Source organism: Sphingomonas sp. 2R-10 (genome assembly GCF_030062225.1).
GTDB lineage: Bacteria > Pseudomonadota > Alphaproteobacteria > Sphingomonadales > Sphingomonadaceae > Sphingomonas.
On the sequence record NZ_JASCXF010000001.1, the window covers coordinates 182,540 to 199,489 of the forward strand.

Consider the following 16,950-nt stretch of genomic DNA (forward strand, 5'->3'; position numbering starts at 1 on the left):
ACGGATCGGCCGCACGATGCGGATATTGATCGTCGAGGACGATGCGGCGCTTGCGCGCGGCATCGTCGCGCTGCTGCGCGCGGCGGGCCATGCGGTCGATCACGTCGCGACCGGCGAGGATGCGCTGATGGTGCTGTCGGACGAGCCCTATGCGCTGACCATCCTCGACGTCGGGCTGCCCGACATCGACGGGTTCGCGGTGTTGCAGGCGCTCAGGCGGCGCGGCGACCGGGTGCCGGTGCTGATGCTGACCGCGCGCGATGCGCTGGACGACCGGGTGCGTGGGCTGGACCTCGGCGCCGACGATTATCTGCGCAAGCCCTTCGCGCCCGAGGAGCTGGAGGCCCGCATCCGCGCGCTGGGGCGCAGGCGCGGCGGCGATCCGACCCCCGAACTGGTGATCGGCACGCTGACGCTCGACCGGTCGCGGGCACAGGCGCGGGTGGGGGAGCGGGTGCTCGACCTGCGGCGGCGCGAATGGGCGGTGCTCGACGCGCTGGCGACGCGCGCCGGACAGATCGTGCCGCGCGAGACGCTGCAATCCGAAGTGTTCGGCTATGACGATCCGGTCGGTCCCAATGCGATCGAGGTGAACATCACCCGCCTGCGCGGCAAGCTGGCCCCCGACGGTCCCGCGATCCGTACCGTGCGCGGCGTCGGCTATCTCCTCGATGCCGGTTGAGGGGGAGCGGGCCGGCACCGCAACGGCTGGCGCGCGCGGTACGGCACTGGCGCTGCGCACCCGGTTGCTGGCGGCGATGCTCGCGCCGCTGATCGGCATCGCGGTGCTGCTGGGGCTGGCCGGGGCGACGCTGATCGCCGATGTCGTGCGGCGGACCAACGACCGGGTGCTGGGCGGCGCGCTGGGCGCGATCGCCGAAACGGTGCAGGTCGAACGCGGCGAGGTGACGATGGACCTGCCCGCCGCCGCGTTCGGGATGCTGGAGAATAGCGAACGCGACAATGTCTATTACCGGATCGCGGTCGGCGACCGGTTGCTGACCGGCTATGCCGACCTGTCGGCGCCACGGCCCGCCGACCTGGCGATCGATACGCCGCGCTTCCGCTATGCCAGCTATAACGAACAGCCGATCCGCATCGCCGAGGTACGCCGGTCGCTGCCGCGCATCGCGCAGCCGGTGGTGGTGCAGGTCGCCGAGACGCTGGACGGGCGCCACGCGTTGCAACGCAAATTGCTGGTCGCGTTGCTGGTCGGCGAAATCCTGCTGGTCGGGGTGGCGATGCTGCTGATCCGGCCGGCGCTGGCGTGGAGCCTGAAACCGCTGTCGCGGCTGCGCGGCGCGGTGGCGGCGCGCGATACCCGCGCCACCCCCGACCTGTCGCCGCTCGACACCGGGCCGCTGCCGATCGAGCTGATGCCGCTGGCGCAGGCGTTCGACCATCTCCTCGCCCGGCTCGACAGCGCGACGGCGGGGATGCGGCGCTTCACCGCCGATGCCTCGCACCAGATGCGCACGCCGCTGGCGGTGCTGAAGGTGCAGGTGGCGCTGGCCCGGCGCGGCGAGCGCACCGCACTTGGCGAGATCGCCGATGCCGCCGACCGGCTGGAGCATCTGGTCAAGCAGCTGCTGGCGCTGGCGCGAGCCGAGGAAACGGGCAGCTCGCCGCCGTTCGAACGGGTCGACGTGCGCGAGGTGGCGATCGCGGTCATCAACCGCCGCATCGCGCAGGCGATCGATGCCGGGGTCGACGTGCATCTCGACGCACCCGAGGCGCTCGCGATCGCCAGCCACCGCACGCTGCTGTTCGAAATCCTGTCGAACCTGCTCGACAACGCCATCCGCTACAATGGGCGCGGCGGGCAGGTGAGCATCGTGGCGGAAGCGCGCGGCGACGGCGCGGTGCTGATCGTCGCCGACGACGGACCGGGCCTGCCCGAGGGCGATCTGGCGCGGCTGGGGCAGCGCTTCACCCGGTTGTCGACCAGCCGCGACAGCGAGGGCAGCGGCCTCGGCTTCGCGATCGTACGCTCGGCGGCGGAGCGGCTGGGGGCGACGATGACGGTTGAGAACAGCCGGCCCGGGCTGCGGGTGACGTTGGCGTTGCCTCAGGCGATCAGCGCCGGGCGGTAGGCGGCGAGGAAGGGATGCGCCAGGACGCGCTGCGCGTTGCGTTCGCCGATCGCGGTGTCGTTGACCAGCCGGCTGCCCGCCACGGTGCGATACTGCGCGACGCAGGTGTCGAGCCGCACGAAGCGCGCGCCCGCCGCCGCGGCGCGGGTGTAGAAATCCCAGTCGTTGCAGTTGTGGAAGCTGGGGTCGAAGCCGTGCACCCGCTCCACCACGTTGCGGCGGACCACCGACCAGCTCGGGCCGATCACGCCGCCGCTGGCAAGGCCGTCGCCGATGCAGCCGCCGTCCCAGCCGCATTCGGGCGCGGTGTGGGCGGCGTCGCCCTCCACCCGCGCGAAATGGCCGACGACGATGTCGTGGCCGGCGGTCGCCGACGGGCAGAGCAGCGCGTGCGCCGCGCCGGGCAGCCACACGTCGTCGCTGTCGAGGAACGCGACCCATTCGGCGGTGGCCAGCGCGACGCCGCTGTTGCGCGCCTGCGACGCGCCGACGTTGCGCGGCAGGATCACCGCCTGCACCCGGTCGTGCGTCGCGGCGAGCGAGCGGATCACCGTCGCGCTGGCGTCGGTCGATCCGTCGTCGACCACGATCACCCGGCTGGGCGCATGGTCCTGCACCAGCACGCTTTCCACCGCGTCGGCGACGACATGGGCGCGGTTGTGGCAGGGAATGACGACGTCGTACGACGCAAGGCGGGCGGGGACATGCTGCATCCCCGCCCCTTGCGGCCTGACGGCCGGTGGATCAAGCGTCAGCGCGTACCCAGGCCCATGCGGGCCCCGGCGTAGAAATAGCGGCCGATCGGCGAGATCGGCACGTTGGTTTCGAACCCGATATCGGGGCGCTGGTCGATCAGGTTGTTGACGCCGCCATAGAAGGCGAAGCGGTCGTTCACCCGCACCTGGGCCTGTACGTCGTGGCTCCACAGTTCCTTGTACCGGAAATAGCGGGGATCGACGAAGTTGGGCGTGCTGTCGGTGTCGAAGCGCGCGAACCGCCGGACGCCGTTCTGCCAGCGCAGATTGTAGCTGAGCGTCAGCGCCTCGATCTCCCAGCTGGGCGAGAAGGCGAGGGTGTAGCGCGGGCGGAACGGTTGATCGACGTTGTTCTCGGTCGCCGCACCCGGCGTCGCGATCTGTTCCAGCCGGTCGAGATAGCCGCCGACCAGCCGCAGGTCGAAGCTGCCGATATTCGCGGTGGTGAAGCGATAGGCGATGTTGAGTTCGGCACCGGCGGTGCGGAACGACGCGACATTCTGTGGTTGGACGGTGAAACCATTGATGAAGCCGGTGCCGTTCGCGCGGCTGATCGCCCCGCAATAGGCATTCTCGAGGCTCGGCTGGTCGACGCACAGTTCGGCGATGGTGTTGGCACCAGGGGTGTTGATCGCATCGGTCAGGTCGATGTCGTACCAGTCGAGCGCGATCGACAGGCCGGGCACGACATCGGGGCGCAGCACGACGCCCGCGGTCCAGGTCTTTGCGACTTCGGGGCGCAGGTTGCGGTTGCCCTCCTGCGTGCCGGGAATGAAGATCGTCGCATTGGGATTGTTCGCGGCGGTGAAGGTCGCCGGATTGCCGCCTGCCGCAGTAATCAGCGTCTGGCAATTTGTTGCGCGGAACGACGTGCCGAGGGTGCGGTTGGCGAGGTAACACGGGTCGGAGAAGAAGTTGCTGGTGCCGGTCTGCGGGCGGAAGATCTCGCCGATGTTCGGCGCGCGGACCGACCGGCCATAGGAGCCGCGCACGGTGATCGCGGCGATCGGCGCATAGATCGCATTGAACTGCCACGCCCGCGTCGAGCCGATCGTCGAATAGTCCGACAGGCGCCCGGCCGCGCCGACCGACAGCAGGTGCGCGAACGGCACCTCCTTTAGCAGCGGCGCATTCAGCTCGCCGAACGCTTCCCACACGTCGAAGCTGCCGCGCGAGGGCGTGGGGATGATATATTCGTCATATTGGTAGAAGGCGTTGTCGAGCAGTTGCTGCGCCGGGCGGAAGCGGCTCGATTCCCTGCGATACTCGCCGCCCGCGGCGAAGGCGACCGGGCCGCCGGGCAGGGCGAAGAACTGGCCGAAATCGCCGGTCAGCGCGGCGTTGACGACATGCTGTTCGATCCGCGCGGTGCTGACCGGATCGAACAGGTAATAGTCGAACGAACGCCCGTCGACGGTGGTGCCGCCGAAGGTGTTGACCGGCACGCACCCCGCCGCACGCGCGGTCGCCGAGCGGCACACGATCTGGCCGCTGCCGTCGCGCACCGCATCCAGTGCCGCAAGGAAGCGGTCGTTCAGCCGGTCGTTGCGCTTGGTCGCACGCACGTCGGTGCGGCCATAGGTGTAGGACACGTCGTAACCGGCATGGTCGGAGATGCGCCCGCTGACGTCGATCACGCCGCGCCACGTCCGGCGGCGATCGGTCTCGCCCCGGCGGGGAATGTCGAAATTGTTGCGGCTGACATCGATCGAGGTCAGGCTGGCGGCGCGCGCGGCGGTCAGGATCGACAGGGGGATGAACGGATTGTCGAGCGCGATGGTCGCGGGATAGTTGCCGCCGAAGCCGCTGAAGCTGGTCACCTCGCTCTGCACGAACTTCGCCTCGGCCGACAGCTTGAAGGCGTCGGAGACATCGAACCGGGCCAGCGCGTTGACCGCATGGCGTTCGGTGCGCGGCAGGATGTCGCCGACATAGCCCGCGACCGGCGTATCGTCGCCGCCGATCGAATAGCCGTCGTTCAGCAGGATGCGCCCGGGGGTGTAGCGTGCGCCGTCGCCGCGGAACACCTGGTCGCCGATCACGACGTAACCCTGGTTCGAACCATAGGGATAGCGCAGGTCGCGCGCCGGGGCGACCTTGTAGCTGCCGGGTCGGGTCGGGTCGAAATCGTCGGTGTTGACGAAATATTGCCGCTGGGCGAGCGCCAGATAGTCGCGGTCGTCGTTCGCAAGCGGATCGTCGGCGTTGTATTCATAGGCCAGCGTCAGGTTGCCGCGCCCGTCGGCGAAATTGCGCCCGGCGATGACCGAGGCGAAGCGGTTGCCGGCATCGCCACGCTCCGAAATGCCCGCCTGCACGCGCGCCGCCACCCCGTCGAAATCGCGGCGCAGCACGAAATTGACCACGCCCGACACACCGTCGGCGCCGTAGATCGCCGATGCCGCGCCGGTCAGCACGTCGACGCGCTCGATCAGGTCGGTCGGGATCGCGTTGATGTCGACCGCAGCGGTGTCCGACTGGCCGGCGACATGCCGCCGCCCGTTGACCAGCACCAGCGTCCGGTTGGGGCCGAGCCCGCGCAGGTCGAGCAGGTTCAGCCCGACCTGCCCCAGCGCGCCGTCGCCCTGGCTGCGCCCGGCGGTGCGGGTGCTGTCGAGCGAATTGGTGAGCGCGGGTACGCGTTGCAGGAAGGTGGTGACGTTGGTCGTGCCCGACTGGCGCAGTTCCTCGGCACCGAACGACACGACCGGGTTGGGCGCGGCATAGTCGGGACGGGTGATGCGCGATCCGGTGACGACGATGTTGCCGTCGGCGGCTTCGGCTGCGGGCTGTTCGGTGGCCGGTTCGGGCGCGGGGGCGGTCTGGGCCTGTGCCGTAGCGGCGGCAAGGAACGCCACCCCGGACAGGAGGTAACGGCGCGTGATGATCGTCATGACAAGGTCCCCCGGAGCCGCGCGATCCCCGTCGGACGATCCCCAAGCCGCCACAACGCATGACCGCACCGTTGGCAACCGTACGCGGCGGACCGAGTTTTCCCGAACTTTCCGCGACTTGGGGCTCGAACGCCGCTGGCGTAGCCCGCACCGATCCGGCACGGTCCGGCGGTGCAGGGAGACGGGGATCATTACGGGCCGACGCGCCGCGCGGTACTGGGGATGGTCCCGGCGATGGCGCTGGGGGCGTGCGGGCGCATGGCGGGGCCCGCGCCGCTCCGGCTATGGGCGATGAGCTACGAGGGCGATTATTCGCCGCACCTGATGCCCTGTTTCACCGCGGCGACCGGCATCCCGGTCGATGTCCAGTCGCTGCCGACCACCGCCTCCCACGAAAAGCTGCTGACCGCGCACGCCGGCAACGCGCTGCCCGACGTGTTGATGTTGTTCAACGGATGGATCCGCGAGTTCGCGATGATCGGTGCGGTGGCGCCGGTGCCGACGCCGGCGCTGACCGCCGGGATATTTCCCGGCATCCGCCAGGCGTTGCGGATCGGCGGGGTCGAGTATGCGGTGCCGTGGTCGGTCGCGCCACAGGTGCAATATTATCGCCGCGATATCGTGCGCGACGCGGGCTATGCCGCGCCACCGCTCGACTGGGCGGGGTGGCTGACGATGGCACGCGCGATCAAGCGGCGGCGGCCCGACGATTATGTCTTCCTGATGCTGCTCAACTGGCCGGGCGCGCTGCTGACGATGATGACGCAGGCCGGCGCGACGATGCTGCGCGACCGGGCGACGCGCGGCAATTTCCGCTCCGATCCCGTTCGCCACGCCTTTGCCTTTTACGCGCAGCTGTTCGCCGAGGGGCTGGCGCCGCGCGCGCTGTCGACCGAGGTGCAGGACCCGGTGGCGGCGTTCGCGCAGGGGTATTTCGCGATCTGGCCGAGCAGCCCGACGACATTGCTCGACCTGCGCCGACGGGCGGCAGAGATACCGGCGGAGCGGTGGGGCACCGCACGGCTGGCCGGGCCGACCGGACCGGGGCCGGTATCGGGCGACAGCGCTAGCCTGTGCGTGACGACGGCCTGCGAGCGGCCGCAGGCGGCGTGGGCGCTGGTGCGGCACATGACATCGCGCGCCAGCGAGCTGAAATTCCAGCGGATGATCGGCAACCTGCCCGCACGGCTGGACGCATGGGATTCGCCGCAACTGGCGCAGCCGGTGCTGGCGGCGTTCCGCGAACAGATGGCGCAGCCCGCGCCGATCCCCCCGGCGGTCGAATGGGAACGCATCCAGGGCGAGGTGCAGCTGGCCGCCGAACGGGTGGTGCGCGGGCTCCAGACGATCGACGCGGCGCTGGCGGCGCTGGACGACCGCGTCGACCGGTTGCTGGCACAGCGCCGTGCGCTGGTCGATGCGGGGACACTCGCATGACGCGCGAGACGCGCGCCGCATGGGGCTTCACCGCGCCGGTGCTGACGATCATCGTCGCGGTGTTCGTGCTGCCGACGCTGCTCGCGATGGCGATGGCCTTCACCGACTATTCGATCTACGCGCTGGCCGATCCGGGCAACCTGCACTTCACCGGCCTTGGCAATTTCACGACGCTGTTCGCGACGCCGCTATTCTGGCGGGCGATCGGCAACACGCTGCTGTTCGCGCTGCTGGGCGTGCCGATGGCGATCGGCGCGTCGCTGTTCGCCGCGCTGCTGCTGAACGATGCGACGGTGAAGTGGAAGCCGTTGTGGCGGGTGGTGCTGTTCGCGCCGTTCGTCACCAGCGTCGTCGCGACGGCGGTCGTGTGGCGGTTCCTGTTCAACACCCGTTTCGGCCTCGTCAACCAGGCGCTGGGCGCGGTCGGGCTGCCCGGTGTCGACTGGCTGGGCGATCCGGACACGTCGATCCCGGCGATCCTGATCTTCGTCACGTGGAAGATCTTCGGCTACAACATGGTCGTGTTCACCGCGGCGCTGGCGGCGGTGCCGCAGGACCTGATGGAGGCGGCGCGGCTGGACGGGGCGGGGCGGTGGACGCGGTTCCGCCACGTGACGCTGCCCGCGATCGGCCCCACGCTGGTGCTGGCCGGGGTGATGAGCGTCGCGGGGTTCCTCCAGATTTTCGCAGAACCCTATGTCATGACGCTGGGCGGGCCGGCGCAGAGCACGACGACGATCCTGTATTTCATGTTCGACGAAGGCTTCAAATGGTGGAATCTGGGGCAGGCGAGCGCGGTCGCGCTGGTGCTGTTCCTGATGATCCTCGCCGTCACGCTGATCCAGACGCGCATCGCCCGGCGGAACGAATGGCTGTGAAAGTTCGCCGCGCGATCGTCGCCAACACATTGGTCGTGGCACTGGGCCTGCTGACGATCGCGCCGCTCGCCTACATGGTCATCGTGTCGTTCATGCCGCGCGGGGAATCGGGCACGCTGCCGATCCCGCTATGGCCGTCGCGCTGGAGCCTCGAAAACTATCACGAGCTGCTGGTGCGGCGACAGATCGACGGGGCGTGGTTCGACTACCGCATCCTGCCCGCGCTGAAGAACAGCATCGGCGTCGCCGCGCTGTCGACGCTGTTCGGCCTGCTGCTGACGGTGCCGGCGGGATATGCGCTGGCCAAGCTGCGGTTTCGCGGGCGCGAGCGGGTGGTGCAGCTGCTGATCGCGGCGCTGGTCGTGCCGGGGCAGGTCGCGATGCTGCCGCTGTTCCTGATCTTTCGGCAGCTGGGGCTGGTCAACAGCTATGCCGGGGTGATCCTGCCGGGGCTGGCCGGCATCTTCGGCGTGCTGTTCGTGCGACAGGCGATGCTGGCGATCCCCGACGAACTGATCGATGCGGCGCGGATGGACGGCGCGGGCGAGGGGCGGATCTTCGTGAGCGTCGTGCTGCCGCTGCTGACCCCGATCGTCATCACGCTGGCGCTGTTCCTGTTCCTTGGCAGCTGGAACGACTTCCTGTGGCCGCTGATCGTGCTGGCCGACCAGCATCGCTATACGCTGCCGGTCGCGGTCGCGGCGATCGCGCGCGAACATGCCGCCGATGGCGAGCTGATGATGGCGGCGTCGGTGGTGACGACGATGCCGGTGCTGCTGCTGTTCCTCGCGCTCCAGCGCTTCTATCTGACCGGGCTGCTGGGCGGCGGGGTCAAGGGATAGGCGCGGCCGTCGGGCGCGAACAGATGGGTGTCGGCGGCGGGCACCGCGAAGGGCAGCACCTCGCCCAATGTCACCGCGCGGTCGCCGGGCAACTGCGCGACGATCGTCCCCGCCGCGCCCTGTCGCCCCAGATGCGCGAACGACAGCGGGCCGAGCCGTTCGAACAGCTCGATCGCGCCGGCGAACGGCCCGGCGGGATCGGGCACCAGATGTTCGGGCCGCACGCCCAGCGTCGCCGGACCGCCGATCGCGGCGTCGGGCACGGCGGCCCCGGTCGCCACCTCCGCGCCGTCGGCGGTGCGCACGATCGCCCCGGCCGGGCCGGTCGACAGGATCGTCACCGGCAACAGGTTCATCCCCGGCGATCCGATCGCGGCGGCGACGGCAAGGCTGGCGGGGCGGCGATAGACGTCGAGCGGCGCGCCGACCTGTTCGATATGCCCGGCGTGCATCACCGCGATCCGGTTGGCCAGCGTCATCGCCTCCAGCTGGTCGTGGGTGACGTAGATCATCGTCATGCCCAGCTGCTGGTGCAGCCGCGCGAATTCGTGGCGCATCCGCGCGCGCAAGCCGGTGTCGAGGTTGGAGAGCGGTTCGTCGAGCAGCAGCACCTGCGGCCGGCGGACGATGGCGCGGGCGATCGACACGCGCTGCCGCTGTCCGCCCGACAGCGCGCGGGGGCGGCGGGCGAGCAGGTCGGTCAGGTCGAGCATCGCCGCGGCTTCGCGGACGCGCTCGGCGATTTCGCCTTTGGGCAGGCGGGCGACCTTCAGCGGGAAGGCGATGTTGTCGGCGACGCTCAGATGCGGATAGAGCGCATAGGACTGGAACACCATCGCCACGCCGCGTTCGGCCGGTGGCGCATCGGTCACGTCGCGGCCGCCGATCGCGATCCGCCCGGCGCTCGGCACCTCCAGCCCGGCGATCATGCGCAGCAGCGTCGACTTGCCGCAGCCCGACGGACCGACCAGCACGAGGAACTCGCCCGCGGCGATGGTCAGCGTAGCGGGGTGCAGCACGGTGGTCTCGCCGAACCGTTTCGACACGCCCTGCAGTTCGACGGTCGCCACCCTGTGTCTGTTCCTTCGGTCCGGTCGGTCGGGCGGGGACGCCTGTCCGGCTGACGGGGTTAGCGATTTCTGGCGCAGCGTCCAGCGGCGGTACGCCGCGGGTCAGCCGGTCAGGATCGCGTCGGCCGCCTGTCGCCCCGACAGCCATGCGCTTTCGACCCGTGGCGCCAGCAGCCAGTCGCCGCATGCCGACAGGTGCTGCGGTCGGGCGCGATAGTGGCCGATGCGCGCGCCGTCCGAGCGGGCGTAGCGCCAGCGATGCGCGCTGGCATGGACCGGGCGGGGCAGGGCGGGAACGAGGGCGGCGAAGGCGGTGGTCAGTTCGGCGATCACCGCGTCGCGCTCCGCCTCGATATGCCTGGCGGACCAGTCGGCATCGGCGTGGAGCGTCCACGCCTCGCCCGCCGGACGGCCGGGCTTGGCCGGATTGCGCGCGGCACGATCAATGCTGCCGCCGCCCGGCAGCGGCTCCACCTCCAGTGGCCGGTCGAAGCCGAGCAGGACCGTCCAGCACGGGGCGGAGGGGTGGTCGCCGGCAAGGGCGGCGAGCGTGTCGTCGACCCCGCGGACCAGCGGCGCGACCTGTTCGGCGGGCAGGGCGACGACCAGTTCGCCGAACGGGCCGTCCTCGCCCGCGTCGTGCCGGACCCGCCAGCCGTCCTGCTCCCGGACGACCGAACGGACGTGGCACGACCAGCGGACATCGAGCGCGGCGGCCATCGCCGCGAGCGGCGCGTCCATGGCGGGCGTGCCGACCCATGCGTCCGCACCTGCCGCCGGCCAGCGGGCGACGACGCCCGACCGGCGCCACGCGTCCAGCTGTGCGACGAAGGCCGGGTCGCGCGCGGTCATGTAGTGCGCGCCGTAATCGAAGGCGAAGTCCCGCCCGTCGACCGCGACCACCCGGCCGGCCATGCGGCCGCTCGGCCGGCGGCCCTTGTCGAACAGGCGCACGGTCCGTCCGGCGGCGGCGAGCCGCGTCGCGCAGCCAAGGCCCGCCATTCCTGCGCCGATCACGGCGATGCTGTCGTTCACGTCCGGTTCCTCGATGATGCCGCGGTGCAACGCACGGGATGGACGTGCCGTTGCCGATGGCATGCGCCGGGGTGTCGGCCGGGCCCGACCCTGCCGGGCCGGTCAGGGGTGGTCCGGCTGCGACCGACGCGACACCGCCCCCGCGAAAGGGGCGGTGTGCGGACCGGTTACTTCTTTTCCTGTCCCGAGGCGCCGGATACCGCCGACCCGGCCGAGCGCAGGTCCTTGCCCGCGCCGTTGACGGTGTTGCAGGCGCCGAGCGTGACCGAGGCGGCCAGCACGATGCCCAGAGCGATCTTCTTGGTCATGTCGATTCTCCTTTGGGGGATGGGGTGCGGCGGACCCGATACGCCGGTCCGCCGCGGACACTCAGCGCAGCCGGCGGCGGGCCGCCGCGGTTGCGCCGAAACCGGCCGCGCCCGCACCGATCAGCAGCGCGAGGACGAGGACGAACGAGGTGCCGGCGGCGGCACCCGCGGCCTTGTCGGTCGCCGACTTCGCGGTGGCGATCGTCTCGTTCTTCGTCTGGACGAACTGCTGCCTGGCACGGGTCACCTGTGCCTGCGCCTCCGAGCGGCTGATCTTGCGCTGCGCGGCGACCACGTCGACGATGCGGCTCTCGGCCTGCTCGCCCTCGGCGCCGCCGCGGGCGAGCGCGGGCAGCTGCTTCGCGATCTCGGCCTGCGCCTGTTCGGGCGTCATCTGTGCGGGATCGTTCGGCGCGTCGGACAGATAGGCGGCGGCTTCGCTGCGCACATCCCGCGCGGCGTCCTTCACGTCGTTCGCATCGATGCCCGCGACCGAGGCGGCGGCGGGGGCCGCCGCACCGACCGCCGTCCCGGCCGTACCGGCCACGGCACCGATGGTGCGGAACGCGCCGCCGATGATGCCGCCGACCGCCGAGGTCAGCAGGTACAGCGTCAGGATCAGCGTGACGCCCCACACGACGAGGCCATGGACCAGTGCATCGAAGCGTTCGGTCACGCCCGCGACCCGCGCCGCAGCATAGCCGCCCGCGCCCAGTGCCAGCACGGTGGTGATGAGCCAGTAGATGCCGGCACCGATGCCGAAGCCCGCCGCGCCCGGCGTCGTGCCGTCGACCGGATCGACCATGGTCAGGCCGATCCCCGCGCCGAGGATGCCCAGCACCAGCTGCACCGCGACGGCGATGACGACGCCGCCCAGCACCGCGCCCCACGACAGGCGGGTCGCGGTCTTGCCGACGCGTGTCTTATCGATCGGCGCGAGGCCGTCTTGAATCGTAGCCATGGTGTCTCCTGTTGAAATCGAAGGGTTACGGGCGCTTGCGCTTGCCCTTGGGGGAATCGCCGGTATCGTCGTCGGGCCGTTCGGCCGCCCCGCGGTCCTTGGCCGCGTCGTCGCCGATCAGCTTGCCGATCGCCTCGTGGACCGAGGCCCTGGTCCGGGCGGCCGCGGCGGCCTTTGCCTTGTCGTCGCTCATGACGCCGTCTCCCGTTCCTGCCGGTCGAGACCGACGCCCTCGCCATCGAAACCGCGCGCCCGTGCCCAGGCGACGGCGGCGATGCGACGGTTGACGCCGATCTTCGCATAGATGCGCGCGACGTGGTTGCGCACGGTGTTCGCCGCGACGTCGAGCGTGCGGGCGATCGTCTTGTCGTCGTATCCGCGACAGATCAGCGCCAGCACGTCGCGTTCGCGCGGCGTGAGGTTGTCGAGCCCGGGGCCGCCGACCACGCCCTGCGGCGCGCGCAGCCGGGCCAGCTTGTCCATGATCGACCGGCTGAACCAGCTGGTATCCTTCATCACCGCCTCGATCGCCTCGACCAGTTCCAGTTCGGTCGCCTTGCGCCGGGTGATGTCCTGGAACGCCCACAGGACGCAGGCGTCGTCGCCCAGCCGGATCGCCTCGGTCGACACGAGGCAGTCGATCGTCGCGCCGTCCCTGGCATGGATGCGCGCCTCGTGCCCGCGCAGGTCGTGGCCGTTGTCGATCGATTCCTCGATCGCGTGGCGCATCGCCCCGTCCTCCCACAATTCGACCTCGCCCAGCGGACGGCCGATGATCTCGGTCGCGCCGTAGCCGGTCATCGCGGTGAAGCTGGCATTGACCTCGCACAGCAGATGCCCGTCGCGCGCGCCGATCGCCATCGGCACCGGCGCCATCTGGAAGGTGCGGGTGAAGCGTTCCTCGCTGTGGCGCAGCGCAGCCTCCGCCTTTCGCCGCGGTTCGAGGTCGGCGAAGGTGAACAGCATGCACGGCTGGCCATTCATGTCGATCGGCTGGCCGGCGACGATCACCAGCTTGGTCCCGCCACCGGGCAGTTCCAGTTCCGCCTCCATCTGCGGGATGGTGCGCCCCTCGGCCAGCCGTTCCTTCGCCAGATCGCGGCGGTCGCCATGGCGCAGCACGTCGATGTCATAGACCTTCCTGCACAGCACCTGGTCGCGCTGGTGCCCGGTCATGTCGAGGAAGCCCTGGTTGACCTTCACGAACCGCAGGTCGCTCAACCGGCAGATCACCGCCGGTGCGGGATTGGCGTTGAACGACTGTTCGAAGCGGTCCTCCGCCTCGTAGCGTGCCGACACGTCCTGCAGGATCAGCACGAGGCAGGCCGGTTCGCCGTCATCGTCGTCGTTCAGCACCAGGCTGCGCACCTGATGCACCCAGCGCGGTTCGTCCTCGCCCGCGACGATCACCTCGACCACCACTTCCGAAAAGGAATCCCCCGCGACGACCCGGTCGATCGGATAGTCGTCGGCCGCCAGCCGGTGGTTGTTGCGGTAACGCAGCTGGAAGCGCGCGCGATATTCGTCGACCGTCGCGCCCAGATCGGCGATGTCGTCGACGCCGTGCATCGCCAGCGCCGCCGCATTCGCCCACAACAGGCTCTGGTCGGGATCGATCAGGATCACGCCCTCGTCCAGACCGGCGATGATCTGGCGCAGATGGCGCAGATCGGCGGTCTCGCGCAGGGTCTTGAACGACGCCTTGTTCATCGCCCGGATCAGCCGCGACGTCCGTGCAGCAGCCAGGCGAAGCCATAGCCGAGGATCGCGGCACCGGCCGCCCAGAGCAGCGGATTGTCCTCGACGGTGCGCGCCGCGGCGGTGCCGCCCCTGTGCGCGCCGTCGGCGACCTGCCGGCCGGCGGACTTCAGCGTGTCGCGTGCCGATCCGGCCAGCGCGGGCGCGCTGTCGATCGCATCCCCGACGATCGAACGGACCCGGCCATAGCTGTGCTGCGCGCCGCCCGCGACCTGGTCGACGACGCCATCGACCTGCCAGTCGCGGCGGTTCACCGTGTCGCCCACGGCCTTCCCGATCTTGCCGCCGGCATAGCGCAGGCCGCCTTCGATCTCGTCCTTGTTCATGCGGTTCGTCCTTCCCGGGTCGGCCCGGCGAACCGGCGGCGGTCGTGCCGCCGCCGATGCAACCGGCTAGGGCGCTTCAACCGATCGAAGGGTTGCGTGTTCCTGGTATCTTTGCCGGACGTGTTAGTCCGGAAGTACCAGCACGATCAGCGCGGCCTGTTCGGCGTACAGCCGCGACAAACGCTCATGTATCATGCGCGCCTCACCTTCCGCTGTATTTTCAGCGATTTGACGATGGACTTCGCTGCGTCCGCGCAAATAGTCGCATTCCTCGCTGCCGGAACGGAACATCTGGTCGGTCTGGGGCGCGCTGTTCATGGTGCGACGCTATCACCCGCCCCGATGCGGCGAAATCGTGCCGAACTACCGGTCAACGGGTGCAGAGCTACCAGAAACGACGCGACCGGAAACGACGACGGCCGTACCGGCAAGGGTACGGCCGCATGGTCGGCGGGGGGCCGGGGCGTGTCAGCGGCCGGCGAGCGCCGCGTCGAGATCGACCCCGGCGGCTTCCCAGTCGCTGCGGGTCTTGCACACGTCGCGGCGGATGCGCGAACCGGTCACTTCGGTGCGGAAGCAGTAACGGGCGTTGCGCGATGCCTTGTAGGCGACGGCGGCGGGGCCCGCGGCGAGGGTGACGGTCAGCGGCAGCATCGAGGCCGAGGCAGCGGCGGCGACCGGCGTGGGTGCCGGGGTCGGGGCGTTGTTCGGTTCGGCGGCGAATGCCGAGGTGGTTGCGACGAGGCCGAGGACGATCGAGGTAGCGAAGCGGATGGCGGTCATGATGAAGTCTCCCTGTGCGTTCCGGGTTGTTTCCGGTGATGCCGACTACATTGCAGCGACCGTGCCAGTTTTTCAGAGCGAACGATTACAATGGCTTGGCAAAAGACTACAGTTGTAGGTGTGGGATTTGCCGCCAGAGTCGCGCATTTCACGCCAATCCTTGGCAACGGGCCGACGGCACCGTCTGCAACCGCGTACGGCCAGGGTGCGTTTTCGCCGCCAACCCGGTTCGCCGGATCCATCGTCGAGGTCCCGTCATGTTCAAGAGCATCAATCCCGCCACCGGTCGGCAGATCGCGACCCATCCCGTCCTGACCGCCGAGGGGGTCGAGGCGAAGCTTGCGCTGGCGGCGGATGCCTATGCCCGATGGCGGACGACCACGATCGAGGATCGCGTCGCGCTGCTCGGGCGGATCGCCGACCTGTACGATGCGAACAAGGACCGGCTGGCGCGGATGGCGACGCAGGAGATGGGCAAGACGCTGAAATCCGCGGTGGCCGAGGTCGAGAAATGCGTCGCCGTCTTCCGCCATTATGCCCGGCACGGCCCGGCGATGCTCGCGCCGCAATCCTTTCCCTTGAGCAGCGGCGGCACCGCCGAGGTCCGCTGGCTGCCGCAGGGGCCGGTACTGGCGATCATGCCGTGGAACTTCCCCTATTGGCAGGCGGTGCGCTTCCTCGCGCCCACCATCCTTGCGGGCAATGTCGGCCTGCTCAAGCATGCCAGCATCGTGCAGGGCGTCGCCGGCCTGATGGAAGAAATGGTGCGCGACGCGGGCGGGCCGGACGGATTGTTCCAGAATCTCGCGATCCGCTCCGACGCCGTCGCCGACATCATCGCCGACGACCGGATCGTCGCGGTGACGCTGACCGGCAGCGAGGGGGCGGGCATCGCCGTCGCCGAACAGGCCGGGCGCAACCTCAAGAAGGTCGTGCTGGAGCTGGGTGGATCGGACCCGTTCGTGGTGATGCCGTCGGCCGATCTCGACGTCGCGGTGCAGGCGGCGGTGACGGCACGCATCCAGAACACCGGCCAGTCGTGCATCTGTGCCAAGCGGATGATCGTCCATGGCGACGTGTACGACGCGTTCCTCGCGAAGTTCGCCGATGCGATGCGCGCGGTGAAGGCAGGCGACCCGATGGACCCGGCCAGCGACATGGGGCCGCTGTCGAGCTTCGAACAGCGCGACACGGTGCTCGAACAGATCGCCGGGGCGCAGCGACAGGGGGCGACGCTGCTGATGGGGGGCGAACGGCCCGACCTGCCCGGTGCCTATCTCACCGCCGGTATCCTGACCGATATCGCGCCCGACAGCCCGCTGATGGTGCAGGAGATTTTCGGCCCGATCGCGATGGTGTTCCGCGCTGCGGACATCGACGATGCGATCCGCATCGCCAACGCCATCCCCTTCGGCCTCGGATCGTCGGTGTGGACCACCGATCCGCAGGAACAGGACCGCTTCGTCCGCGACATCGAAGCGGGGATGACCGCGATCAACCAGATGCTGGCGTCCTCGCCCGAGGCGCCGTTCGGCGGCATCAAGCGGTCGGGCCATGGGCGCGAGCTAGGGCCGTTCGGGTTGCACGAGTTCATGAACCTGAAGACGGTGTTCCGACCGGGCTGAGGGGGCCGCCGCACGGCTGGCGGCGGCGCGGCGCGCGTGGCAGGATACCCCCGGAGTTTGATCCATCCCTGTTGAAACGGGCGTCATTCCGGCGAAGGCCGGGATCTCCCGGAGGTAGCGCGCAGCAGGAGCCGCTGGAGACCCCGGCCTTCGCCGGGTGACGTTTCCAGTCGGATGGATCAAAA

At 69.8% G+C, this 16,950-nt stretch carries 17 protein-coding genes; 6 read left to right on the top strand and 11 right to left on the bottom strand.

The window, feature by feature from the left end:
- Positions 1–16 precede the first annotated feature (16 nt).
- Together QLH51_RS00810 and QLH51_RS00815 are read left to right on the top strand one after the other, a co-directional pair.
- A complete protein-coding gene (locus QLH51_RS00810; protein WP_206428816.1) occupies positions 17–682 on the top strand; it encodes a response regulator in 666 nt (221 codons plus the stop codon).
- Positions 672–2,093: a sensor histidine kinase gene (locus tag QLH51_RS00815; RefSeq protein WP_125654775.1), complete on the top strand. Its 1,422-nt coding sequence runs from the start codon at positions 672–674 to the stop codon at positions 2,091–2,093. The genes QLH51_RS00810 and QLH51_RS00815 overlap by 11 nt, the downstream gene beginning before the upstream one ends.
- On the opposite strand, the gene QLH51_RS00820 is transcribed toward QLH51_RS00815, so the two are convergent.
- Both QLH51_RS00820 and QLH51_RS00825 read right to left on the bottom strand, forming a co-directional pair.
- Positions 2,069–2,806, bottom strand: a complete 738-nt coding sequence (locus QLH51_RS00820) for a glycosyltransferase family 2 protein (protein ID WP_125654773.1) — start codon at positions 2,804–2,806, stop codon at positions 2,069–2,071. The two genes, QLH51_RS00815 and QLH51_RS00820, sit on opposite strands and share 25 nt — an antisense overlap.
- Positions 2,807–2,844: 38 nt before the next feature.
- On the bottom strand, positions 2,845–5,742 hold the full coding sequence (locus QLH51_RS00825; RefSeq protein WP_125654771.1) for a TonB-dependent receptor plug domain-containing protein: 2,898 nt from the start codon (positions 5,740–5,742) through the stop codon (positions 2,845–2,847).
- Positions 5,743–5,913: 171 nt separating this feature from the next.
- On the opposite strand from QLH51_RS00825, the gene QLH51_RS00830 reads away from it, so the two are divergent.
- Genes QLH51_RS00830 through QLH51_RS00840 form a run of 3 tightly spaced genes read left to right on the top strand, consistent with a single transcriptional unit; the run spans position 5,914 to position 8,899 of the window.
- Positions 5,914–7,179 (top strand): extracellular solute-binding protein, encoded by a 1,266-nt coding sequence (locus QLH51_RS00830; protein ID WP_125654769.1) that lies wholly within the window; start codon positions 5,914–5,916, stop codon positions 7,177–7,179.
- Positions 7,176–8,057: a carbohydrate ABC transporter permease gene (locus tag QLH51_RS00835; RefSeq protein WP_125654767.1), complete on the top strand. Its 882-nt coding sequence runs from the start codon at positions 7,176–7,178 to the stop codon at positions 8,055–8,057. Before QLH51_RS00830 ends, QLH51_RS00835 begins: the two co-directional genes overlap by 4 nt.
- Positions 8,048–8,899, top strand: coding sequence for a carbohydrate ABC transporter permease (locus QLH51_RS00840; RefSeq protein ID WP_164516058.1), 852 nt, complete (start codon positions 8,048–8,050; stop codon positions 8,897–8,899). The genes QLH51_RS00835 and QLH51_RS00840 overlap by 10 nt, the downstream gene beginning before the upstream one ends.
- Here QLH51_RS00840 and QLH51_RS00845 read toward each other — a convergent pair.
- The 9 genes from QLH51_RS00845 to QLH51_RS00885 all read right to left on the bottom strand — a co-directional run bounded on the left by QLH51_RS00845 (position 8,860) and on the right by QLH51_RS00885 (position 15,140).
- Positions 8,860–9,969 carry an ABC transporter ATP-binding protein gene (locus QLH51_RS00845; protein WP_125654765.1) on the bottom strand — a complete coding sequence of 370 codons (1,110 nt, stop codon included), beginning with the start codon at positions 9,967–9,969 and terminating at the stop codon, positions 8,860–8,862. The genes QLH51_RS00840 and QLH51_RS00845 overlap by 40 nt on opposite strands.
- Before the next feature lie 102 nt (positions 9,970–10,071).
- A complete protein-coding gene (locus tag QLH51_RS00850; protein ID WP_125654763.1) occupies positions 10,072–11,004 on the bottom strand; it encodes an NAD(P)/FAD-dependent oxidoreductase in 933 nt (310 codons plus the stop codon).
- A 167-nt stretch (positions 11,005–11,171) separates the two neighbouring features.
- Complete coding sequence (locus tag QLH51_RS00855; RefSeq protein WP_125654761.1) at positions 11,172–11,312, bottom strand: entericidin A/B family lipoprotein; 141 nt, start codon at positions 11,310–11,312, stop codon at positions 11,172–11,174.
- Between the two features lie 61 nt (positions 11,313–11,373).
- Positions 11,374–12,273, bottom strand: coding sequence for a hypothetical protein (locus tag QLH51_RS00860; protein WP_125654759.1), 900 nt, complete (start codon positions 12,271–12,273; stop codon positions 11,374–11,376).
- 25 nt (positions 12,274–12,298) lie between these two features.
- Positions 12,299–12,466 carry a hypothetical protein gene (locus QLH51_RS00865; protein ID WP_164516057.1) on the bottom strand — a complete coding sequence of 56 codons (168 nt, stop codon included), beginning with the start codon at positions 12,464–12,466 and terminating at the stop codon, positions 12,299–12,301.
- On the bottom strand, positions 12,463–13,983 hold the full coding sequence (locus QLH51_RS00870) for a PAS domain S-box protein (RefSeq protein WP_125654757.1): 1,521 nt from the start codon (positions 13,981–13,983) through the stop codon (positions 12,463–12,465). Before QLH51_RS00870 ends, QLH51_RS00865 begins: the two co-directional genes overlap by 4 nt.
- A gap of 8 nt (positions 13,984–13,991) precedes the next feature.
- Positions 13,992–14,357 (bottom strand): CsbD family protein, encoded by a 366-nt coding sequence (locus tag QLH51_RS00875; RefSeq protein ID WP_125654755.1) that lies wholly within the window; start codon positions 14,355–14,357, stop codon positions 13,992–13,994.
- 123 nt (positions 14,358–14,480) lie between these two features.
- Positions 14,481–14,675 carry a hypothetical protein gene (locus QLH51_RS00880; RefSeq protein WP_125654754.1) on the bottom strand — a complete coding sequence of 65 codons (195 nt, stop codon included), beginning with the start codon at positions 14,673–14,675 and terminating at the stop codon, positions 14,481–14,483.
- 150 nt (positions 14,676–14,825) lie between these two features.
- The gene (locus QLH51_RS00885) at positions 14,826–15,140 is read right to left on the bottom strand and encodes a hypothetical protein (RefSeq protein ID WP_125654752.1); all 315 of its coding nucleotides are present in this window, start codon (positions 15,138–15,140) and stop codon (positions 14,826–14,828) included.
- Positions 15,141–15,397: 257 nt separating this feature from the next.
- On the opposite strand from QLH51_RS00885, the gene QLH51_RS00890 reads away from it, so the two are divergent.
- Complete coding sequence (locus QLH51_RS00890) at positions 15,398–16,765, top strand: NAD-dependent succinate-semialdehyde dehydrogenase (protein ID WP_125654750.1); 1,368 nt, start codon at positions 15,398–15,400, stop codon at positions 16,763–16,765.
- Positions 16,766–16,950: the final 185 nt, after the last annotated feature.